Here is a 21,600-nt window from a genome sequence, read left to right on the forward strand (position 1 = left end):
TCAGCGTTTCACCGCAGTCGGTTTATGCAACTCAGCCCGCTTGCTCAGTAAATCGAACACCGCCGGATACGCCGGTCGTTCGATATAGCGCCCGGCACCGCGCTCGGCCCGCAAGTCACCGTCGGCCCACACCAGCCGACCCTGGCTGATGGTATGACTGGGCACGCCGCGCACGGTCTTGCCTTCGAAGATGTTGAAGTCCACTTGCTGGTGGTGGGTCTTGGCCGAAATCGTGCGGCTGCCTTGAGGATCCCAGAGCACCAGGTCGGCGTCGGCTCCGACGCGGATCGCCCCTTTGCGTGGGTAGAGATTGAAGATCTTTGCGGTGTTGGTGGAGGTCAGTGCGACGAACTCCTGCATCGACAATTTGCCGCTGTTGACCCCTTCGTCCCAGAGCACGGCCATGCGGTCTTCGATGCCGGCGGTGCCGTTGGGGATCTTGCTGAAGTCGTCGCGGCCTGCGGCTTTCTGTTCGGCGCAGAAACAGCAATGGTCGGTGGCGGTGGTGTGCAGACTGCCCGATTGCAAGCCGTGCCACAGCGCTTCCTGATGTCCGCGGGGACGGAAGGGCGGGCTCATCACGTAACCGGCTGCGGTCTGCCAGTCGGGGTGGCGATAGACACTGTCGTCCAGCAGCAGGTGCCCGGCCAGCACTTCACCGTAGACCGGTTGGCCTTTGCTGCGGGCGTAAGTGATTTCGTCCAGCGCTTCCTTGGTGGAAACGTGCACCAGGTACAGGGGCGTTCCCAGTGTCTCGGCAATCCGGATGGCCCGGCTCGCGGCTTCACCTTCCACTTGCGAAGGCCGTGACAGCGGATGGGCTTCGGGCCCGGTGATGCCCTGGGCCAGCAGCTTACGTTGCAGGTGATAGACCAGTTCGCCGTTCTCGGCGTGCACCGTGGGCACCGCGCCCAGCTCCAGGCAGCGCTCGAAACTCGCCACCAGGGTGTCGTCGGCGGCCATTATCGCGTTCTTGTAGGCCATGAAATGCTTGAAGCTGTTCACACCGTGGTGGTTGACCAGCTCGGCCATTTCTTCACGGACCTGCTCGCTCCACCAGGTGATTGCGACGTGAAAACCGTAGTCGCTGGCGCTTTTCCCGGCCCAGCCGCGCCATTGGTGAAAGGCTTCCATCAGCGACTGCTGGGGATTGGGGATCACGAAGTCGATGATCGAGGTGGTTCCTCCGGCCAGGCCTGCGGCCGTACCGCTGAAGAAGTCTTCACTGGCGACCGTGCCCATGAATGGTAACTGCATATGGGTGTGGGGATCGATGCCGCCGGGCATCAGGTATTGACCGCTGCCATCGAGCACTTCAACCGCGGCCGGAACATCCAGGTTTTCGCCGATGGCCTTGATCACGCCGTCGGCGCAGAACACATCGGCGCGGTAACTTTCATCATGGGTAATAACGGTGGCGCCACGGATCAACAGAGACATTCCGAGTTCCTCGCAGGCATGACCGACTGATGCCGGTTCTTTATGTTTTATAGATCACGATTGGACTGTGACGCAGTTCTGCGGATTGCCGATCCTGTCATCGCTGTCAGGATTAGACGCTAGCTGGAGTTTTTGAAATGATCAAGATTATTTTAAATAAGCTAACTGTTTTCATAACTTGTTGAAAATAAACAGTTAATTTCATAAATCACCAAAATGATGAGGGGGCTCACCATTTTGACGCACTTGACAGGATCGTTATTTGAGCGAGATTTGTCATGGTAAATCAGCGGCTTGAAAACAGTGAGCGTGCTGCCTGGACACGTTGCGTTCATTCTGGATGCACCACTTTGAATCCCGGGCTCGACAGATTGCGCACGTCATCTAGCCTGAACACGGCAACAGTGCAATGCAGCAGAACCTCGAATGGGGGATTAATCTCAAGGAATCAGAGGGTTGTAACGCTTATATCGATCGACCAGTCAACCCGGCGCGTCATTCGGCACGGTAATTGAGTGTCCGTATTGCCAGGCGGGGTCGTCGGTCACCAGCGTGCTTTACATGCAAGTACTCCGGCCATCGCCCCGTCGATGAGCAAAAATAATGAAAACAGTGGAGCGGACATGACCAGATCAACTGTGACCGAGCGCGACGGATTGTTCGAGCTTGAAGCTGGCAGCGACGTACTCGAGAGCCCCCGTTACAACCACGATATCGCCCCGACGAAGGTGCATGAGCGAACCTGGAACAAATGGCACATCACCGCATTGTGGGTCGGCATGGCGATCTGCGTGCCGACCTACACCCTCGGTGGCGTACTCACCGCCTATTTCGGCCTGACGGTGGGCGAAGCCCTGTTGGCGATTCTGTTTGCCAACATCATCGTATTGATTCCCCTGACACTGAACGCCTTTGCCGGAACCAAGTACGGTATTCCGTTTCCGGTGCTGCTGCGCTCGTCCTTCGGAGTCATCGGTTCCAACGTCCCTTGCCTGATCCGCGCCCTGGTAGCGTGCGGCTGGTTCGGGATCCAGACCCTGTTCGGCGGGCTGGCGATCCATCTGTTTCTCGGTTCGGTATTCGAAGGCTGGAAGAGCCTGGGGGGCACGGGTGAGGTGCTCGGTTTCATGATGTTCTGGGTTATGAACCTGTGGGTGGTATTGCGGGGCGCCGAATCGATCAAATGGCTGGAAACCTTGTCTGCGCCGCTGCTGGTGCTGGTGGGGGCCGGCTTACTGGTGTGGGCCGTGCCCAATGTCTCCGTGACCGAACTGATGGCGGTGCCGGCGAAACGGCCCGAGGGGGCCGGCGTAACCGGCTACTTCCTTGCAGGGCTGACGGCCATGGTCGGTTTCTGGGCGACCCTGTCGTTGAACATTCCGGACTTCAGCCGGTATGCCAAAAGCCAGAAGGATCAGATCGTGGGGCAGATCATCGGCTTGCCCCTGACCATGTTCCTGTTCGCCTCCCTCGGCGTGGTCATGACCGCCGCCTCGGAAAAACTGGTGGGCGTGACCGTCTCCGACCCGGTGACCTTGATCGGACATATCCAGAGTCCGTTGTGGGTCGCGCTGGCCATGGTGCTGATCATCGTCGCCACGCTCTCGACCAACACTGCCGCCAACATCGTCTCGCCCACCAATGACTTCCAGAACCTGGCGCCCAAAGTGATCGGCCGTTCCAAGGCGGTGATACTGACCGGGCTGGTGGGGCTGGCATTGATGGCCCACGAACTGCTGAAAAAGCTCGGCTGGATCGTCTCCGACGTCAGCCTTGAATCGGTGTATTCCAATTGGTTGCTGGGGTATTCGAGCCTGCTGGGGCCGATTGCCGGGATCATGGTGGTGGATTACTTCCTGATCAAGAAACAACAGCTGGACCTGGCCGGGTTGTACCGCGACGACGTTTACCCGGCATGGAACTGGAAGGGCTTCATCGCCTTCGGCGTGCCGGTGGTGTTGACGCTGCTATCCCTGGGCAGTGATGCGTTCAGCTGGTTCTACAGCTATGGATGGTTCACCGGCTCGGCCCTGGGTGGGGTGATTTATTACGGGTTGTGCAGTTTGCGTGCGAGCCCATCCGTCGCCAAGTCCGCCGTGTAGAGGAGGGCCCTATCGCGAGCAGGCTCGCTCCCACATGTGCAATGCATTCCCCTGTGGGAGCGAGCCTGCTCGCGATGGCGGCTTCGAATACAGCGAAAAAATGCCTGGAAAAAGGAGATCCCCATGAACGCCGCCATCGACGTCCTGCAATCCACCCATCGACACATCAACCGCGACCGCCTCTGGCAGTCGCTCATGGACTTGGCCAAATTGGGCGCCACGGTCAAGGGCGGCGTCTGTCGACTGGCCTTGACCGACCTGGATCGTCAGGCCCGGGACCTGTTCGTGCAGTGGGCCGAGGCGGCTGGCTGCACCGTCAGCATCGATGGGGTGGGCAATATTTTCGCTCGCCGTCCGGGGCGCAATCCAATCCTGCCCCCGGTGATGACCGGCAGCCACATCGACACCCAGCCCACGGGTGGCAAATTCGATGGTTGCTTTGGCGTGTTGTCCGGGCTGGAGGTGCTGCGCACCCTCAATGACTTGAATATCGAAACCGAAGCGCCGCTGGAGGTGGTGGTGTGGACCAACGAAGAAGGCTCACGCTTCGCGCCCTGCATGATGGGATCCGGGGTGTTCGCGGAGAAATTCACCCTCGAAGAAACCCTCGCCAAGGTCGACGCCGAAGGCGTCACCGTTGAGCAAGCGCTGAATGCCATCGGCTACGCCGGTCCGCGTCAGGTCACCGGTCATCCGGTGGGCGCGTATTTCGAAGCGCACATTGAACAGGGCCCGATCCTGGAAGACGAACACAAGACCATCGGCGTCGTCATGGGCGCACTGGGGCAGAAGTGGTTCGACCTCACGCTGCGGGGTGTCGAGGCCCATGCCGGCCCGACCCCGATGCACCTGCGCAAGGACGCCCTGGTCGGCGCATCGATCATCGTCGGAGCCGTCAACCGTGCCGCCCTCGGCCATCAACCCCACGCTTGTGGAACTGTCGGTTGCCTGCAAGCCTACCCAGGCTCGCGCAACGTCATTCCGGGCGAAGTGCGCATGACCCTGGATTTCCGTCATCTGGAACCGGCGCAGCTGGATTCGATGATTGCCGAGGTCAAGCAGGTCATCGATGACACTTGCCGGCAACACGGCCTGACCTATGAGTTGACCCCCACCGCTGACTTCCCGCCGTTGTATTTCGATCCGGGTTGTGTCGACGCCGTACGCGGTGCCGCCCAGGGGCTGGGCCTGTCACACATGGACATCGTCAGCGGCGCCGGCCATGACGCGATTTTCCTGGCCGAACTGGGCCCGGCCGGGATGATCTTCGTGCCCTGCGAAGGCGGGATCAGCCACAACGAAATCGAGAACGCCGCCCCTGATGATCTCGCTGCCGGCTGCGCGGTGTTGCTGCGGGCGATGCTCGCCGCCTCCCAGGCCATTGCCGAAGGGCGCATGGCGGCTTGAACGGGGGAATCGGCGGCTCCACCAGTACCCGCAAGGGAACGCACGACGACCACGGACGGTCGTAACCTCCATGCGCTTCTGACCTATGGAGACCCAATGAGCCAGGACGTCCCCACCACGGAGACCAATCGTCGTCAATTGCTGCAAATCATCGCCGGACTGTCGGACGGGGTGATGTTGATCGAAGTCGACCAGACCATCGCCTGGGCCAACGAGGCCGTGCTGAACATGCACGGAGTCAAGGACCTCGGGGAGTTGGGCGCCAATGCCCGGGAGTACGCTCGGCGCTTCAACTTGCGCTATCGCAACAACCACCCGTTGACAGCGGACAACTACCCCATTGCCCGGGTCGCCCGTGGCGATGAGTTCAGTGATGTGCTGGTGGAGGTCACACCGGTGGATGATCCTGATCGCACCTGGGTCCACCGCATTCGCAGCATGGTACTGACCGACCGCAACGACGCACCGACGTTGCTGGTGCTGATTCTCAGCGACGCCACAGAGTGGGCCAGCGCCGAACAGCGTTTCGAGAAAACCTTCGCTGCCAATCCGGCGCCGGCGGTGATCTGCCGCCTCGGCGACCTGCGCTACATCAAGGTCAACCAGGGCTTCCTGGAGATGACCGGCTACAGCCGCGAACAGGTGATTGGCCGTTCAGTCTACGAATTGGATGTGCTGGAGGCGGCCGAGCGCCGTGAGCTGGCCATCGAGCGCCTGGGGCAGGGCGCAACTATTCCGCAGATGCAGGCCGAGCTGAAGTTGCCGGAAGGCACGAGCAAGCAAGTGATCGTCGCCGGCCAGCCACTGGACCTGCACGACGAGGATTGCATGCTGTTTTCCTTCATGGACATGGAGCCGCGACGCAAGGCCGAAACGGCGCTGCGCCAGAGCGAGGAGCGCTTTGCCAAGTCGTTTCGCCTGTCCCCCGTGCCCACCCTGGTATGCAGCGCCGAGCAGCTGTTGCTGGAAATCAACGATGCGTTTCTCGACACCACCGGGTACGCCAGTGAAGAACTCTTTGGCAAGACCGTGGCAGAAATCGGCTTTCTCGACAAGGACGCCAGTGCCACGCTGTTTGCCCGCCTGGAGAAGACCACGACGGTGTCCAATGTCGACGTCAAGGTCCGCAAAAGGGGTGGCGAGCTGATCGACTGCGAGGTGGCGGCCGACACCGTGGTCATCCAGGACCAGCCTTGTTACCTGCTGGTCCTGGTGAACATCACTGAACGCAAGCGCTCGCAACTGGAGCTGGTGGCGGCGATCGAGGAGGTGATGAAGGATGCTTCCTGGTTCAGCCGAACGCTGATCGAGAAGCTGGCCAATGTGAAGAGTATCAACACGCAATTGCCCAGCACCTCTTACACCGAACTGACTGCCCGCGAGCGTGATGTGTTGGGGCTTATTTGTCAGGGACTGGCAGACAAAGAGATTGCCGCACGCTTGAAACTGGCTCCCAATACCGTGCGAAATCACGTCGCTACGCTGTACTCAAAATTGGATGTCCACAGCCGCAGCGAGGCCATTGTCTGGGCCCGGGAACGAGGTTTGTTCGTGAGCGACTGGAATGTGAAGGCACCATGATAGCCAGTGCAAATGCACTGGATGGGTTAGTGCAAATTCGGGTTTCTGGCGAGCAGGCGGCTGCTTAGGATATGGGGGTGCGGCACTCTCAGAGCAGGGCCGCGTCCCCACGAAACAGTCAAGGAATACGCCGCAATGTGTAGTAATCAACGCCAACGTGTCATCGACAGGATGTCTGCTCAAACCGGGAGCCTGGCGTTGTTTGCCGGTCCTCTGCGTGTCTTGCGTTGAGGGGGCAGTCCATGACTCAATTGGCCCCCCTGCGCGCCCGACTCGAAGAAAGTTTCTCGCCGTTGTCCTGCGAATGCAGCCTCAACGGCGATGGCACCCTGACTGTCCGTCTCTATCGCCGCGAGAGCGGGGAGGTGGACCTTGTGGTGAGTGGCTTGAACCTCGACAGCGTTCGCTCGGAAGAAAGTTTGGCAAAGCTGATCGACGAATTGCGGTATGAGCTACAGAGCACCCCTGGTCATCGCAACGATCCCGCTGACTGATCCATTTGTGGCTTCATTTGACAGGGTTCGGCCTTACAACAGCGTTGCCCGGCAATCGAGCGCCAGTCGCGCGCCGCCGTATTCGCTGCTGCCTACCTCCAGAGTGAACCCATGTAAATTGACAATCGCCGCGACGATCGACAGGCCAAGGCCAAACCCGCCGTGGTGGGTGCTGCCCTCGGCGCGATAAAAGCGGCGGAACACGGCCTTGCGCTCTGGCTCTGGAATGCCGGGGCCGGAGTCGAGCACCTCGATGCGGGTGCTGTCGCCCTGGTCGATACCGCGCAGGGTCACTTTGCCCCCCGCCGGGGTAAACTTGATGGAATTGCTCAACAGATTCGACACCGCTTCGAACAGCAGCGCCCGGTCGCCGTTGAGCAAGGGCAGGGTCTCGGGCACTTCGAGGCTGAAGATCAACTCACCTTCTTCGGCCAGGGGCAGATAGAAGTCATGCAACTCCTGCAGCAACTGCAGCGGGTCGACACGCACGAAGCCTGAGCGGCGCTGCTGGTCTTCCAGCTCGGAGATCCGCAGCAAACCTCGGAACCGTGCCATCAGGGTATCGGTCTCGGCAATCACCTGATCCATCTGCAAGGCCTCGGGCGACCCATCCGCGGCCTGCTGCTGGATACGATAAAGCTGGGCGCGTAGGCGGGTCAGCGGCGTGCGCAGGTCATGGGCTATGTTGTCGCACACACCCTTGACCTCGTTCATCAGGCGTTCGATGCGATCGAGCATGGCATTGACGATTGCCGCCAGCATGTCCAATTCATCCCGCCGGCTCGACAGCGGCAGGCGATGTCTCAGGTCACCGGCCACGATGGCTTCGGCACTGGCCTGCAATTTACGGATACGCTGCAGCGGTCGACGGCGCAAGAGATGCCAACCGGCAACTCCCGGCAGGATGGTCAGCGACACACCCCATAACAACGCGTGGAGGATGATGCGGGTCACCGCGAAGAGCGAACCGTTGTCCCGCGCCAGTACCAGCCAGCGTCCATCCTGGGTCCGGGTCGCCACGGCATCGCAACTGTCCGAAGGCACGCTCGGGTCGTCGTAGTCGACACAATCGCTGAGTATGTGGATTTTGCCGTCCAGCGGCAGGGCGGCCGGAATCCGCAGGATCGGTCCGCTCAGGTGGCGCAGCTGAGGGTCGAACAGGCCGTAGGCGTCGACACCGCGGTCGTCCAGGGTCAGGCTGGCCATGAGCGCGTCTTCCAGTTGATCGCCGTGGATGCGGGCGAACAGGTGTTGGCGTTGCATCAGGGAATGTTTGGCCAGGCTGTCGAGGTAGCCGAATACCTCGTAGTACATCACCCCCATCAGGATCGCGCTCCAGAGCACGAACAGTGAACTGTACAGCGCCAGCAGGCGGCTGCTGGAAGAGCGCCAGCCCTTAGCAGGGTTCAGCAATGACATAGCCCGAACCCCGCACTGTGCGAATCAGCGGATCCAGGCCCGGCGGATCGATTTTCTTGCGCAAGCGACCGATATGGACGTCGATCAGGTTGGTGCCGGGGTCGAAGTGGTAGCCCCAGACTTCTTCGAAAATCATCATGCGTGAAAGAATCTGCCCGCTGTTGCGCATCAGGAATTCCAGCAGTTTGTATTCGGTGGGCAGGAGACTGAGCAACTGCCCGTTGCGGCTCGCCTCGCGGCTGATCAGATCCAGCTCCAGATCGGCCACGCGCAGGACGGTTTCCGGTTCCCTGGCACCATTACTGCGCCGCAGCAGCACCTCCACGCGGGCGGCCATTTCATCGGTGGCGAACGGTTTGGTCAGGTAATCGTCGCCGCCGGCGCGCAGGCCACGTACACGCTCGTCCACGTCGGAAAGAGCGCTGATCATCAGGATCGGTGTCGCCACGCCCATGGTGCGTAGCGTGGTGACGATCACCAGGCCGTCGAGCTCGGGCAGCATGCGGTCGAGGGTTATCAGATCGTAGTCTCCGCTCACCGCTCGTTCCAGGCCTTCGCGACCGTTATCGACCCAGTCGACGTTCAGGCCGTTACGGGTCAGTTCGGCGACGATTTCACGGGCGGTCACGGCGTCGTCTTCGATGGTCAGGATGCGGTTCATGGGCGGTACCGAGTTGAGAAATTGATGCCATTGCGCAGCATTCTGCCAAAGAAAACCTGTCGGCTTTCTGAAAAAAAGTTCATGGAAGGGCAAGCGGTTTCACCGGCCTGGATCAACACTTGGTCACAAATAATCCCTAACATGAATTGAGTGCGCACTATTATGTTGCGTTCGTTGCCCTGCTTTGGCGCGCTGTCGCTGTCGGGTAATGACGCTAACCGGTGGTGGTGTGCCGCAAGGAGCCGAGACCTCACCGGTCTTCGATAAAGCATTCAATAAAAGCATCAAGGAAGAGCCGCATCATGCAGCCTCAAGACCTTCTACGCCAAAAATTCGATATCCAGCCATTAACCAGACCCGACATGACGGTGCACCTGGACGGGCGGGTCGTCAATGCCGCCCGGGGCGAAACCGTCCTGACCGTCATCCAGTCCCAGGGCCAGCGCCAGGTGGCCCGCAACGATCACGGGCAGATCAGCGGTGCCTACTGCGGCATGGGCGTCTGCCAATGCTGCCTGGTCAGGATCGACGGCCGTCACAAGCGCCGCGCCTGCCAGACCCAGGTGCGCCCTGGCATGCAGATCGAAACCCGGACCAACCGCATCGTCGAAATGGAGGCGCCATGAGCCTCGATCCGGTGATTGTCGGCGGTGGGCCGGCGGGTATGGCGGCCGCCATCGAGCTGGCGGAGCACGGGGTGCGCTGTACCTTGCTTGAAGAGGCGCCGCGCCTTGGCGGCGTTGTGTATCGGGGTCCATTGCGCGACGGCGTCAGCCTCGACTACCTGGGACCGCGCTACAGCGAAGCCCTGGAAAAACTCCATGGTGAGTTCGGCCGGCATGCCGGGCTGATCGACGTCCGGCTCAACCACCGCGTCATCGGGGTCGAAGGGCTGCGGGCGCTGATGTTGCTCGATGCCAGCGAACGCGTGCGCGAGGTCACCTATTCACACCTGGTCCTGGCGGCCGGTTGTCATGAGCGCAGCGTGCCTTTCCCCGGTTGGACCTTGCCGGGAGTGATGCTGCTGGGTGGCCTGCAACTGCAGATCAAGAGCGGGGTGGTCAAGCCACCGAGCCCGGTGGTGATCGCGGGTACCGGTCCGTTGCTGCCGCTGGTGGCGTGTCAGCTGCATGCCGCAGGCGTGGCCGTGGCCGGTGTCTATGAAGCCTGCGCATTCGGCAGGATCGCCAGGGAAAGCCTGGCATTGCTGAACAAGCCGCAACTCTTTCTCGATGGCCTGAGCATGCTGGCCTACCTCAAGCGTCATCGCATACCCGTACGCTATGGCTGGGGCGTGGTGCAGGCCCATGGCGAGGGCGAGTTGAACATGGTCACCGTCGCGCCGTATTCCAGCGACTGGGAGCCCGACCTGGAACGCGCCGAACAGGTGCCGGCCCAGACGTTGGCGGTCGGCTACGGTTTCATACCGCGCACCCAGTTGAGCCAGCAGATCGGTCTGGAACATGGTTTCAGCGACGATGGCTACCTGCGGGCGGTGTCCGATGCCTGGCAGCAAAGCAGCGAGGCGCACATTCACCTGGCTGGTGACATGGGCGGGATTCGCGGTGGTGAAGCGGCCATGCTGAGCGGGCGCATCGCTGCGCTGTCGGTGCTGATGCAATGCAATGTGCTGGAGCCCCATGTCGCCCTCGAGCGCCGCAAGCGGTATCAGGCACAGTTGGATCGGATCCTCCGCTTCCGTGCCGCCGTGGACCGCTACACCCGACGCGGTGCGGGACAAACCGCGCTGCCAGCGGCCGATACGGTGATCTGCCGCTGTGAACACGCCACCCGCGCCGATATCGACCGGGCCCTGGAGCAGGGTGTGCAGGACATGGCCAGCCTGAAGATGCGCACCCGCGTGAGCATGGGCGATTGCCAGGGACGGATGTGCGTCGGGTACTGCAGCGACCGCCTGCGCGAAGCCACCGGGCGTGCCGATGTCGGCTGGCTGCGACCACGCTTTCCGATCGATCCGATACCGTTTTCAGCGTTCCGCAGTGTTGACATGGAGGCCGCCCGGCATGACTGAACATCCAGGGATCCAGGACTACGATGTAGTCATCGCCGGTGGCGGCGTGATCGGCGCTTCCTGTGCCTACCAACTGTCCAAGCGCAAGCACCTGAGAGTCGCCCTGATCGACGCCAAGCGCCCCGGCAACGCGACCCGCGCTTCGGCTGGCGGGCTGTGGGCCATTGGCGAGTCGGTGGGGCTGGGTTGCGGGGTGATCTTCTTTCGCATGATGTCGGCCAACCGCAAGCGCCAGACCCAGGGAGCGGCTGTGGCGGTGGATGCCAGCACGCCGCATATCCTTCCGCAGTCGTTCTTCGACTTTGCCTTGCAGTCCAATGCGATGTACCCCCAACTGCACCGGGAGCTGCTGGACAACCATGGCATGGATATCAAATTCGAGGAAACCGGGCTCAAGTTCGTGATCTACGACGATGAGGATCGCTTGTATGCCGAGCACATCGTCGCCTGCATTCCCCACCTGGCCGATCAGGTGCGCTGGCTCGATCAGGTTGCCCTGCGCCAGGCTGAGCCCGGCGTCAGCCATGAAGCCCGGGGCGCCCTGGAATTCCTGTGCGATCACCAGGTCAGCCCGTTCCGGCTGGCCGACGCCTACACCGAAGGTGCCCGGCAGAATGGTGTCGACCTGTACTTCAATACCCACGTTACCGAGGTGTTGCGCAGCGGGGCGCGGGTGACGGGAGTAAACACCGCCGAGGCCGGAACCTTCCACTGCCGGACCCTGATCAATGCCACCGGTGCTTGGGCGGCGGACCTGAGCGAGCAGGCCACCGGCGTGCGGATTCCGGTCAAGCCGGTCAAGGGGCAGATCCTGCTGACCGAGCGCATGCCGAAGCTCCTGAACGGATGCCTGACCACCAGCGACTGCTACGTGGCGCAGAAAGACAACGGCGAAATCCTCATCGGTAGCACCACCGAAGACAAGGGCTTCGACGTGACCACCACCTACCCCGAGATCGAGGGACTGGTGCAGGGCGCGATGCGGTGCATCCCGCAACTGGCCGACATCAACCTCAAGCGGACCTGGGCCGGCCTGCGTCCGGGGTCCCCCGATGAGTTGCCGATCCTGGGGCCGATGCGAGGCGTGGAAGGCTACCTCAATGCGTGCGGGCATTTCCGCACGGGCATCCTCACCTCGGCCATCACCGGCGTCTTGCTGGACAGGCTGGTAAACAACGAGCCGCTGCCGCTGGATATCACGCCGTTCCTGGCGGACCGCTTCGAGGTCATCCCGATGGCCGCTGAACCGAAGGAAATGGAATTGGCCTGAGGCAGCGAGCCTGTGCTCGAATGCAAGTCAGTGAAGCCTCCACCCTGTGGGAGCAACGCTTGCTCGCGATTGCGTTAAGTCAGTCAGCAACAATATTGACTGGTCTGCCACTATCGCGAGCAAGCTTTGCTTCCACAGGGATGGGTTGTAGATCGAGCGTCAATCCTCGAACCCCACCTGTTCATGAATCTCATCAACCTTGAGTTCCAGCCGATAGGCCACGGCAATGAACAACGCCTGGCACAGGCACAGGGTGGCACTCAGCGAGCGGAAGGCGAAGGAGCTGCCTTCGTTCACCAGCAGCACGGTGTTGGCCCGTTTTGCCAGGGGCGACAAGTTGCTGTCGGTGATGATCAGCGTCTTGGCCTGGTGATGCTGGGCGATGCGCAGGCAGTGCTGGGTTTCCTTGCCGTAGGGGGTGAAGCTGATGGCGATCACCAGGTCGTTGGCCCGCACACTGCGCATCTGCTCGCGATAACTGCCCCCCAGGCCGGAAACCAGATGGATGCGCTTGTTGGTGTGCTGCAGGTTATAGACCAGGTAATCAGCCACCGCGAAGGAGCGCCGCACGCCCACTACATAGATGTTGTCGGCGTTGACCACCAGATCGACAGCCTTGTCGAACGCCAGGTCGTCCAATTCCAGCCCCAGTCGCTCGATGCCCGACAGCGTGGCGTTGATGCATTCGCGTGCCAGGTCGCCGCCGCTGGCTTTCTGCGACTTGTTGGCGATCATGCTGCGAATGCGTTGCTGGTAGTTCTGCACCGGCGTGGTCTTGTGGGTATAGGCCTCGCGAAACAATGCCTGCATTTCGCTGAACCCGCTGAAGCCGAACCGTTGGGAGAAACGCACGATGGCCGAGGGATGCACTTCGCACTCGCGGGCGATGTCGCTGATGCGATCCACCATGATCCGGTCGCTTTGCTGGCTCATGTAGCTGGCGATGCGTTTGAGCTGGCGCGGCAGGCTTTCATACTCATCGGTGATCAGTTGCAAAAGACGCTCGGCATTGATCGGTGGGCTGGCGAGGGCGGCCTCGGACGCGCTCTCGGATAGCGCCGGCAGATCGGGGCGGGTCATAGATAATCCTTCTGGCTTGTTCTTATAGGACCGCCCGGTAAAAGACCGGCCCTCGACAATAAGTTGGCTGCTCGCAGTCTACAGCGTAGGCGCAGGGAAAATCATGGTGGGTGACATTGCAATCACTGGCTGAAACGATGCACTGCGTCTGACACGCCTGCTTTCCATCTTATTGGAAAAAATATTCCACATAAAAATATTATAGAAAAATTATTGATTGTTGGGCCTTGCTCGTTTTAGTCTGCATCCACCAAAAGCGTTGGCGCCGGTCCGGCAGCGAACGCGGGCTGATAAAAATAACAGGAGCCAGCATGGGCCAGACTCGTTTTGCCAGTGGGCGTCAATTGGATGTGATCTGCCTGGGACGCCTGGGCGTGGACCTGTACGCGCAGCAAGTCGGGGCGCGGCTGGAGGATGTGTCGAGCTTCGCCAAATACCTGGGCGGATCGTCGGCCAACATCGCTTTCGGCACCGCACGACTTGGGCTCAGGTCGGCGATGTTGAGCCGGGTGGGGGATGACCACATGGGCCGTTTCCTGGTGGAATCCCTGGCGCGCGAAGGCTGCGATGTCAGCGGTATCAAGGTCGACCCTGAGCGTCTGACCGCCCTGGTCCTGCTGGGCATCAAGGATCGGGAAAGCTTTCCCCTGGTGTTCTACCGGGAAAACTGTGCCGACATGGCGTTGCGCGCAGAAGACATTGACGAGGCCTTCATTGCCTCCAGCAAGGCCCTGCTGATCACCGGCACTCATTTCTCCACCGAAGGCGTCTACGAGGCCAGTCTCCAGGCGCTGGAGCATGCTGCCAAGCACAACGTCAAACGCATACTGGACATCGACTACCGACCGGTGCTCTGGGGCCTGACGGGCAAGGCCGATGGGGAAACCCGTTTTGTCGCCGACCAGAAAGTCAGCCAGCATGTGCAAGGCATCCTGCCGCGCTTCGACCTGATCGTCGGCACCGAAGAAGAATTCCTGATTGCCGGCGGCAGCGAAGATCTGCTGACGGCGCTGCGTACTGTCCGTTCGCTGACGGCGGCCACCCTGGTGGTCAAGCTCGGCCCGCAGGGTTGCACGGTGATTCACGGCGCCATCCCGGCTCGACTCGAGGACGGCGCCATTTATCCGGGTGTCCGGGTCGAGGTCCTGAATGTACTGGGCGCCGGCGATGCATTCATGTCGGGCTTCCTCGCCGGCTGGCTGGAGGATGCCAGCGATGAGCGTTGCTGCCAACTGGCCAACGCTTGCGGTGGCCTGGTGGTGTCGCGTCACGGCTGTGCGCCGGCGATGCCGACCCGGGCTGAACTCGACTACCTGTTCGACAGCCCGGTGCCGATCACCCGGCCGGACCAGGACCTCGTGCTGCAGCGACTGCATCAGGTCAGCGTGCCGCGCAAGTCCTGGAAACAACTGTTCATCTTTGCCTTCGACCATCGTTGGCAACTGGTGGAACTGGCGCAAAAAGGTGATCGAGACCTGAGTTGCATTGGTGCACTCAAGCAACTGTTCGTCCAGGCGGTGGAGCGGGTCGAAGCTGACCTGAAGCACCAGGGCATCGAGGCCGACGTTGGCTTGCTGGCCGATCAACGCTTCGGCCAGGATTCGTTGAACGCCGCCACCGGGCGCGGCTGGTGGGTCGCGCGGCCCGTGGAAGTGCAAGGCTCGCGGCCGCTGGCGTTCGAACACGGGCGTTCCATCGGCAGCAACCTGATCGCCTGGCCCAGCGAGCAAATCATCAAGTGCCTGGTGCAGTTCCACCCCGATGACGAACCACTGCTGCGCCTGGAGCAGGAGGCGCAGCTGATGGGACTCTACAAGGCCTCCCAGGTCAGCGGCCATGAATTGCTGCTGGAGGTCATTCCACCGAAGGATCATCCCTCGCAGCATCCTGATGTGTTGTACCGCGCACTCAAGCGCCTCTACAACCTGGGCATCTACCCGGCGTGGTGGAAGATTGAAGCTCAGACTGCGGATGAGTGGAAGCAGCTCGACGAACTGATCCAGCAGCGCGATCCCTATTGCCGCGGGGTCGTGCTCCTGGGGCTCAACGCCCCGGCTGCCGCCTTGGCCGAAGGATTTCGCCAGGCCAGCCAGAGCACGACCTGCCGGGGATTCGCCGTGGGTCGCACGATTTTTCAGGAGCCGAGCCGGGCCTGGCTGGCGGGAGAAATCGATGACGAAGCCCTGATCCAGCAGGTGCAGGGCACGTTTGTGGAGTTGATCGAGGCGTGGCGCGCTGCCCGGAGCTGAATAATGTGAACACTGAACCTGATGTGGGAGCGAGCCTGCTCGCGATAGCGGACTAACTGTTGAGCATCAGTCGCCTGAAAGACCGCTATCGCGAGCAGGCTCGCTCCCACAAGGTTCTGCGCAGCTTTCAATTGCTATGTAAAAACAATAAAAGGTGCAGCCATGCCCGCTATTCGAATTGGTATCAACCCGATTTCCTGGAGCAACGACGACTTGCCGTCCCTGGGCGGGGAGACGCCGTTGAGCACCGCGCTGAGCGAAGGCAAGGCCATCGGCTACGAGGGTTTCGAGCTCAATGGCAAGTTTCCCAAGGACGCCAAGGGCGTTGGCGATGTGCTGCGCCCCTACGACCTGGCACTGGTGTCCGGTTGGTACTCCAGTCGCCTGGCACGGCGCTCGGCGGCCGAGGAGATCGACGCGATTGCCGCCCACGTCCAGTTGCTGGCGCAGAACGGTGCAACAGTGCTGGTCTATGGCGAAGTCGCCGACTCGATCCAGGGCCAGCGCATTCCCCTGATCGAGCGGCCGCGTTTCCACACCGACGACGCCTGGCAGGCTTATGCCGACAAGCTGACCGAACTGGCACGTTTCACCTTGTCCCAAGGCGTGCGACTGGCGTATCACCACCACATGGGGGCCTACGTCGAATCGCCCTCGGACATCGACAAACTGATGGCCTTGACCGGCAGTGAGGTCGGCCTGTTGTTCGATTCCGGCCACTGCTACATGGGCGGCGGCGAGCCGTTGCAGGTGTTGCGCAAGCACATCGAGCGGGTCTGTCATGTGCACTTCAAGGATGTGCGCAAACCGGTGGTACAACTGGCGCGCAACCATCTCTGGAGCTTCCCGGACTGCATCGTCAATGGCACCTTCACTGTGCCGGGGGACGGCGACATCGATTTCGCCGCGTTGCTGGACGTCCTGCTGGCCGCCGATTACCAGGGCTGGCTGGTGGTGGAAGCCGAGCAGGATCCGGCCGTGGCGCCGAGTTATGCCTACGCCAAAAAGGGTTACGACACCTTGCGCGCCTTGCTGCAGGAAAGGAGTTCGTCATGAGTCTGTTGATCAAGAGCCAGTCCAGTGGTCGGACCATGGTCCAACTGCCCCCGGGCGAGCTGGAATACGTCGGGTTCGCGGCCTACCGCTTGAGCCTCGGCGAAACCCTGCCGGTGGCTGCCGGCGACAAGGAGTTGTGCCTGGTGCTGCTCAGTGGCCGCATCAGCCTCAAGGGCGAAGCGCCGGGGCAGGGCAGCTTCGCCTGGGACAACCTCGGCGATCGCCAGTCGGTGTTCGAGGATAAATCGCCCTACGCCGCCTACCTGCCGCCCGGCAGCCAGGCCCAGGTGATCGCCCTGAGCGACGTACAGGTCGCCGTCTGTAGCGCGCCGGGCTCCAGCCTGAACGATTACGGCCCACGGCTGATCCGTCCCGACAGCATGAAGCGCAGCGTGCGCGGGAAAGGGGCGAATACCCGGTATGTCTGCGACATCCTGCCGGACAGCGAACCGGCCCACTCGTTGCTGGTGGTGGAAGTGCGCACACCGTCGGGTCATTCGTCGAGCTATCCACCCCACAAGCACGACACCGACGATCTGCCGCACCAGAGCTTCCTGGAGGAAACCTACTATCACCAGGTCAGTCCTTCCCAGGGTTTCGTGTTCCAGAGGGTCTACACCGACGACCGCAGTATCGACCAGGCCATGGCCGTGGAGAGCGGCGACCTGGTGGTGGTACCCAAGGGCTACCACCCGGTCAGCGTGCCCTACGGGTACGAGTCGTATTACCTGAACGTCATGGCCGGCCCGAAGCGGGTCTGGCAGTTCCATAACGATCCGCAGCACAGTTGGTTACTGGATCTCTGAGCACCGTTTGCTGCCCGCTCACCCAAGCCGTTTCGTATGGACACTGGAGGGATAACAAGATGAATAAGCCCCTGCGTTTTGCCTTGAACCGAATGGTTGCCCCGCGCCTGGCGTTGCCCGAATTCATCGATCTGGCCTTGGCCTTGAAAACTGATGCCATCGAGATCCGCAACGATCTTGAAGGCGTCGAGATCGAGAACGGCATGGCGCCTGTTCGCGTGCGCGAGTTGTGCGAAGAGCGGGGCATCAAGGTGCTGTCGATCAACGCCCTCTATCCTTTCGATGTGTGGAACGATGAGCGTCGCGGCCAGGCGTTGAGGCTGGCCGACTATGCGCGCGAATGTGGCGCCGAGGGCCTGGTCATGTGCCCGCTCAATGATCGTGCCGACCCGCGTAGCGAGGCCGAGCGCGGGGAGGGGCTGCGCACGGCGCTCAGCGAACTGGCGCCGATTCTGCGAGCCTTTGGTATCTACGGCTTCATCGAGCCCCTGGGGTTCGAGGAATGCTCGTTGCGCCGCAAGGGGGCGGCGGTGGAAGCGATCAAGGCCATCGGCGGGCTGGATGTATTCCGCCTGGTGCACGATACCTTTCACCACCATCTGGCGGGTGAACAGGCGTTCTTCCCCGAACTGACCGGGCTGGTGCACATCTCCGGCGTGGAAGATGCCCAAGTGCCGTTGGCGACGATCCGCGACGGCCACCGGGTGTTGGTGGGCAAGGCCGACATCCTCGGCAACGCCGCACAGATCGAGGCGCTACGGGCTGGTGGCTACGAAGGTTACTTGTCCTTCGAACCGTTCGCCGAGAGCGTGCATGAACTGGCCGATATCCGCCAGGCGTTGGGGGCGAGCATGAGCCATCTGCAGAATTCCCAGGCCTGACACGCCTCTCAAAAATGATGAGCCCCCTTGTGGGAGCGAGCCTGCTCGCGAAAGCGATCTCACATTCGACAGTGATGTTGTCTGATACACCGCTTCGCGAGCAGGCTCGCTCCCACAGGGATCGCATTCCAGACAAGGTGCAAGCATGTCCACAACACGACTGACCATGGCCCAGGCCCTGGTGAAATTCCTCGATAACCAGTACGTCGAGGTCGACGGTGTCCAGAGCAAGTTCGTCGCCGGAGTCTTTACCATTTTCGGCCATGGCAATGTGCTGGGCCTGGGCCAGGCGCTAGAGCAGGACAGCGGCGACCTGGTGGTCCATCAAGGCCGCAACGAGCAGGGCATGGCCCACGCCGCCATTGGCTTCGCCAAACAGAACCTGCGCCGCAAGATCTACGCCTGCACTTCATCGGTCGGTCCTGGCGCCGCGAACATGTTGACGGCGGCGGCCACGGCGACGGCCAATCGCATTCCATTGCTGCTGTTGCCCGGCGATGTCTACGCCAGTCGTCAACCGGACCCGGTGTTGCAGCAGATCGAGCAGTTCCACGACCTGAGCATCAGCACCAACGATGCGTTCAAGGCAGTGAGCAAATACTGGGACCGGATCAACCGTCCCGAACAGTTGATGAGCGCCGCGATCCACGCTATGCGCGTGCTCACCGATCCGGCCGAAACCGGCGCGGTGACCCTGGCGTTGCCTCAGGATGTGCAAGCCGAAGCCTATGACTACCCGGACTACTTCCTGGCAAGACGCGTGCATCGCATCGACCGCCGTCCGGCCACCGAGGCAATGCTCGAGGACGCCCTGGCCCTGCTCAAGGGCAAGCGCCAGCCGCTGATCATCTGTGGCGGTGGAGTAAAGTACGCCGGCGCCAACCGCGCATTGCAAGCCTTTGCCGAACGCTTCGACATTCCTTTTGCCGAGACCCAGGCCGGCAAGAGCGCGGTGGTCTCCAGCCATCCGCTGAACGTCGGCGGTGTTGGCGAAACCGGTTGCCTGGCGGCGAATCTGCTGGCCAAGGAAGCGGACCTGATCATCGGCATCGGTACTCGCTACAGCGACTTCACCACCGGCTCCAAATGGTTGTTCCAACATCCGGATGTGCAATTCCTCAACCTCAATATCAGTCCATGCGACGCACTGAAACTCGACGGCGTGCAACTGCTGGCCGATGCCCGCGCGGGGCTGGACGCGCTGTCCGCCGCCATGGGGGATTATCGTGCCGAATGGGGCGGGCGGATTGCCGATGCCAAGGGGCAACTGGAGGCTGAGGTGGACCGGGTCTACCAGGCCGATTATCAGGTCGAGGGGTTCGTCCCGGAAATCGATGACGGCATGGACCCGGCAGTGTTTCGCGAGTTCATCGAGCTTACCGGCTCCTGCCTGACCCAGAGTCGGGTATTGGGCACGCTCAACGAGGCCTTGGCGGATGACGCGATCATCGTCGCCGCCGCCGGCAGCCTGCCCGGTGACCTGCAGCGCAGTTGGCGCAGCAAGGGCGTGAATACCTACCACCTCGAATACGGCTATTCCTGCATGGGGTACGAGGTGAATGCGGCGCTGGGGGTGAAACTCGCCGAGCCTGATAAAGAGGTGTACGCCCTGGTGGGTGACGGCTCCTACATGATGCTGCATTCGGAGCTGGCGACCTCGATCCAGGAGCGGCGCAAGATCAACGTGGTGCTGCTGGACAACATGACCTTCGGCTGCATCAACAACTTGCAGATGGGGAACGGCATGGACAGTTTCGGCACCGAGTTCCGCTTCCGCAACCCCGACACCGGCAAGCTCGACGGCGGCTTCGTGCCGGTGGATTTCGCCATGAGCGCGGCGGCCTACGGCTGCAAGACCTACAAGGTGAAGACCCTCGACGAACTGCTCGCGGCCCTGGCGGACGCACGACTGCAAACGGTCTCGACCCTGATCGATATCAAAGTCCTGCCCAAGACCATGATCCACGGCTACCTGTCGTGGTGGCGGGTCGGTGTGGCGCAAGTCTCCACCAGCGCCCGGACCAATGCGGTCGCCAAGGCCCTCAATGAACGACTGGCCCAGGCCCGTCAGTACTGATTTGCCCCAACCCTACATAAGGAGTTCTACATGTCTTTGAAGCTGGGCGTCATTGGCACCGGGGCCATCGGCCAGGACCATATCCGTCGTTGCAGCCAGACCTTGCTCAACAGCCAGGTGGTGGCGGTGACCGACATCAATCTGGCCCAGGCGGCGAAAGTGGTGGCCGACCTGAAGCTGACCGCCGAGGTCTATCCTGATGGACACGCATTGATCAAGGCACCGGAGGTCGAAGCGATCCTGGTCACGTCCTGGGGACCTAGTCATGAGGAGTTCGTGCTGGCGGCGATTGCTGCCGGCAAACCGGTGTTCTGTGAGAAGCCCTTGGCGGTCACTGCACAAGGCTGCCGCCGGATCGTCGAGGCCGAGGTGGTCCATGGCAAGCGACTGGTGCAGGTCGGCTTCATGCGTCCGTACGATGAAGGCTATCGGGCGCTCAAGGCGGTGATCGACAGCGGCCAGATCGGCGAACCCCTGATGCTGCATTGTGCCCACCGCAACCCCAGCGTGGGTGAGAACTACAAGACTGACATGGCGATCACCGACACCTTGATCCATGAGTTGGACGTGTTGCGTTGGCTGCTGGCGGACGACTACGTGTCGGTGCAAGTGGTCTTCCCCCGCAAGACCAGCAAGGCCCTGGCCCACCTGCGCGATCCCCAGATCGTCCTGCTGGAAACCGCCAGGGGCACGCGCATCGACGTGGAAGTGTTCGTCAACTGCCAGTACGGCTATGACATCCAATGCGAGGTGGTGGGGGAGACCGGCATCGCCAAGTTGCCGGAACCGTCCCAGGTACAGTTGCGCAGCGGCGCCAAGCTGTCCAATGCCATCCTGATGGACTGGAAGGATCGCTTCATCGCCGCTTATGACGTCGAGTTGCAAGCTTTTATCGACGGCGTCCGCGCCGGGCAGGTGGGCGGCCCTTCGGCGTGGGATGGTTTCGCGGCGGCGGTGGCGGCGGATGCCTGCATCGAGGCGCAGGGCAGTGGGCAAATCGTCAAGGTGCAACTGCCCGAGCGCCCGCGTTTCTACGGCTGATGGT

The 21,600-nt window shown here is 61.6% G+C and carries 17 protein-coding genes; 13 read left to right on the top strand and 4 right to left on the bottom strand.

Going from position 1 to position 21,600, the window contains the following annotated elements; all coding sequences use genetic code 11:
* Positions 1-1,440 carry a dihydropyrimidinase gene (gene hydA / locus AD665_RS04115; protein ID WP_024780068.1) on the bottom strand — a complete coding sequence of 480 codons (1,440 nt, stop codon included), beginning with the start codon at positions 1,438-1,440 and terminating at the stop codon, positions 1-3.
* Positions 1,441-2,063: 623 nt separating this feature from the next.
* On the opposite strand from hydA, the gene AD665_RS04120 reads away from it, so the two are divergent.
* From AD665_RS04120 to AD665_RS04135, 4 genes are all read left to right on the top strand, one after another.
* Positions 2,064-3,542, top strand: a complete 1,479-nt coding sequence (locus tag AD665_RS04120) for an NCS1 family nucleobase:cation symporter-1 (protein ID WP_024780067.1) — start codon at positions 2,064-2,066, stop codon at positions 3,540-3,542.
* Between the two features lie 123 nt (positions 3,543-3,665).
* Positions 3,666-4,949 (top strand): Zn-dependent hydrolase, encoded by a 1,284-nt coding sequence (locus tag AD665_RS04125; protein ID WP_024780066.1) that lies wholly within the window; start codon positions 3,666-3,668, stop codon positions 4,947-4,949.
* A gap of 96 nt (positions 4,950-5,045) precedes the next feature.
* Positions 5,046-6,530, top strand: coding sequence for a helix-turn-helix transcriptional regulator (locus AD665_RS04130; protein ID WP_024780065.1), 1,485 nt, complete (start codon positions 5,046-5,048; stop codon positions 6,528-6,530).
* A gap of 242 nt (positions 6,531-6,772) precedes the next feature.
* The gene (locus tag AD665_RS04135) at positions 6,773-7,024 is read left to right on the top strand and encodes a DUF1652 domain-containing protein (RefSeq protein WP_024780064.1); all 252 of its coding nucleotides are present in this window, start codon (positions 6,773-6,775) and stop codon (positions 7,022-7,024) included.
* A gap of 33 nt (positions 7,025-7,057) precedes the next feature.
* Here the strand turns inward: AD665_RS04135 and AD665_RS04140 are convergent, their stop codons facing one another.
* Together AD665_RS04140 and AD665_RS04145 are read right to left on the bottom strand one after the other, a co-directional pair.
* Positions 7,058-8,443, bottom strand: coding sequence for a sensor histidine kinase (locus AD665_RS04140; protein WP_024780063.1), 1,386 nt, complete (start codon positions 8,441-8,443; stop codon positions 7,058-7,060).
* Positions 8,421-9,104, bottom strand: coding sequence for a response regulator transcription factor (locus AD665_RS04145; protein WP_024780062.1), 684 nt, complete (start codon positions 9,102-9,104; stop codon positions 8,421-8,423). Before AD665_RS04145 ends, AD665_RS04140 begins: the two co-directional genes overlap by 23 nt.
* Positions 9,105-9,406: 302 nt before the next feature.
* On the opposite strand from AD665_RS04145, the gene hcnA reads away from it, so the two are divergent.
* From hcnA to hcnC, 3 genes are read left to right on the top strand one after another with little or no spacing between them, the layout of a single operon-like run.
* On the top strand, positions 9,407-9,730 hold the full coding sequence (gene hcnA, locus AD665_RS04150; RefSeq protein WP_024780061.1) for a cyanide-forming glycine dehydrogenase subunit HcnA: 324 nt from the start codon (positions 9,407-9,409) through the stop codon (positions 9,728-9,730).
* Positions 9,727-11,136, top strand: coding sequence for a cyanide-forming glycine dehydrogenase subunit HcnB (gene hcnB, locus AD665_RS04155; RefSeq protein WP_024780060.1), 1,410 nt, complete (start codon positions 9,727-9,729; stop codon positions 11,134-11,136). Before hcnA ends, hcnB begins: the two co-directional genes overlap by 4 nt.
* Positions 11,129-12,406, top strand: a complete 1,278-nt coding sequence (gene hcnC / locus AD665_RS04160; RefSeq protein ID WP_053191070.1) for a cyanide-forming glycine dehydrogenase subunit HcnC — start codon at positions 11,129-11,131, stop codon at positions 12,404-12,406. The genes hcnB and hcnC overlap by 8 nt, the downstream gene beginning before the upstream one ends.
* Before the next feature lie 159 nt (positions 12,407-12,565).
* On the opposite strand, the gene AD665_RS04165 is transcribed toward hcnC, so the two are convergent.
* Positions 12,566-13,486, bottom strand: a complete 921-nt coding sequence (locus AD665_RS04165) for a MurR/RpiR family transcriptional regulator (RefSeq protein ID WP_024780058.1) — start codon at positions 13,484-13,486, stop codon at positions 12,566-12,568.
* A gap of 311 nt (positions 13,487-13,797) precedes the next feature.
* Here AD665_RS04165 and AD665_RS04170 point away from each other — a divergent pair, with 311 nt between their 5' ends.
* The 6 genes from AD665_RS04170 (at position 13,798) to iolG (ending at position 21,596) form a co-directional block, all read left to right on the top strand.
* Entirely contained in the window at positions 13,798-15,735 is a 1,938-nt protein-coding gene (locus AD665_RS04170) for a bifunctional 5-dehydro-2-deoxygluconokinase/5-dehydro-2-deoxyphosphogluconate aldolase (protein WP_053191072.1), read from the top strand.
* A 162-nt stretch (positions 15,736-15,897) separates the two neighbouring features.
* Positions 15,898-16,791: a myo-inosose-2 dehydratase gene (iolE, locus tag AD665_RS04175; RefSeq protein ID WP_024780056.1), complete on the top strand. Its 894-nt coding sequence runs from the start codon at positions 15,898-15,900 to the stop codon at positions 16,789-16,791.
* Complete coding sequence (gene iolB / locus AD665_RS04180; RefSeq protein ID WP_053191074.1) at positions 16,788-17,597, top strand: 5-deoxy-glucuronate isomerase; 810 nt, start codon at positions 16,788-16,790, stop codon at positions 17,595-17,597. The genes iolE and iolB overlap by 4 nt, the downstream gene beginning before the upstream one ends.
* A gap of 59 nt (positions 17,598-17,656) precedes the next feature.
* On the top strand, positions 17,657-18,478 hold the full coding sequence (locus tag AD665_RS04185; protein WP_024780054.1) for a TIM barrel protein: 822 nt from the start codon (positions 17,657-17,659) through the stop codon (positions 18,476-18,478).
* Positions 18,479-18,623: 145 nt separating this feature from the next.
* Complete coding sequence (iolD, locus tag AD665_RS04190; protein WP_024780053.1) at positions 18,624-20,555, top strand: 3D-(3,5/4)-trihydroxycyclohexane-1,2-dione acylhydrolase (decyclizing); 1,932 nt, start codon at positions 18,624-18,626, stop codon at positions 20,553-20,555.
* A 30-nt stretch (positions 20,556-20,585) separates the two neighbouring features.
* Positions 20,586-21,596 carry a bifunctional inositol 2-dehydrogenase/D-chiro-inositol 1-dehydrogenase gene (gene iolG, locus AD665_RS04195; RefSeq protein WP_024780052.1) on the top strand — a complete coding sequence of 337 codons (1,011 nt, stop codon included), beginning with the start codon at positions 20,586-20,588 and terminating at the stop codon, positions 21,594-21,596.
* Positions 21,597-21,600 lie beyond the last annotated feature (4 nt).

The organism is Pseudomonas corrugata (genome assembly GCF_001269905.1).
In the GTDB taxonomy this organism is placed as follows: domain Bacteria; phylum Pseudomonadota; class Gammaproteobacteria; order Pseudomonadales; family Pseudomonadaceae; genus Aquipseudomonas; species Aquipseudomonas corrugata.

Excerpts from the sequence above, each read along its gene's own strand:
- AD665_RS04165 (WP_024780058.1), bottom strand. The coding sequence starts at position 13,486 with ATGACCCGCCCCGATCTGCCGGCGCTATCCGAGAGCGCGTCCGAGGCC.
- iolD (WP_024780053.1), top strand. The coding sequence starts at position 18,624 with ATGTCCACAACACGACTGACCATGGCCCAGGCCCTGGTGAAATTCCTC.
- AD665_RS04185 (WP_024780054.1), top strand. The coding sequence starts at position 17,657 with ATGAATAAGCCCCTGCGTTTTGCCTTGAACCGAATGGTTGCCCCGCGC.
- hcnC (WP_053191070.1), top strand. The coding sequence starts at position 11,129 with ATGACTGAACATCCAGGGATCCAGGACTACGATGTAGTCATCGCCGGT.
- AD665_RS04170 (WP_053191072.1), top strand. The coding sequence starts at position 13,798 with ATGGGCCAGACTCGTTTTGCCAGTGGGCGTCAATTGGATGTGATCTGC.
- hydA (WP_024780068.1), bottom strand. The coding sequence starts at position 1,440 with ATGTCTCTGTTGATCCGTGGCGCCACCGTTATTACCCATGATGAAAGT.
- iolG (WP_024780052.1), top strand. The coding sequence starts at position 20,586 with ATGTCTTTGAAGCTGGGCGTCATTGGCACCGGGGCCATCGGCCAGGAC.
- AD665_RS04125 (WP_024780066.1), top strand. The coding sequence starts at position 3,666 with ATGAACGCCGCCATCGACGTCCTGCAATCCACCCATCGACACATCAAC.
- iolB (WP_053191074.1), top strand. The coding sequence starts at position 16,788 with ATGAGTCTGTTGATCAAGAGCCAGTCCAGTGGTCGGACCATGGTCCAA.
- AD665_RS04140 (WP_024780063.1), bottom strand. The coding sequence starts at position 8,443 with ATGTCATTGCTGAACCCTGCTAAGGGCTGGCGCTCTTCCAGCAGCCGC.
- hcnA (WP_024780061.1), top strand. The coding sequence starts at position 9,407 with ATGCAGCCTCAAGACCTTCTACGCCAAAAATTCGATATCCAGCCATTA.
- AD665_RS04145 (WP_024780062.1), bottom strand. The coding sequence starts at position 9,104 with ATGAACCGCATCCTGACCATCGAAGACGACGCCGTGACCGCCCGTGAA.
- iolE (WP_024780056.1), top strand. The coding sequence starts at position 15,898 with ATGCCCGCTATTCGAATTGGTATCAACCCGATTTCCTGGAGCAACGAC.
- AD665_RS04130 (WP_024780065.1), top strand. The coding sequence starts at position 5,046 with ATGAGCCAGGACGTCCCCACCACGGAGACCAATCGTCGTCAATTGCTG.
- hcnB (WP_024780060.1), top strand. The coding sequence starts at position 9,727 with ATGAGCCTCGATCCGGTGATTGTCGGCGGTGGGCCGGCGGGTATGGCG.
- AD665_RS04120 (WP_024780067.1), top strand. The coding sequence starts at position 2,064 with ATGACCAGATCAACTGTGACCGAGCGCGACGGATTGTTCGAGCTTGAA.
- AD665_RS04135 (WP_024780064.1), top strand. The coding sequence starts at position 6,773 with ATGACTCAATTGGCCCCCCTGCGCGCCCGACTCGAAGAAAGTTTCTCG.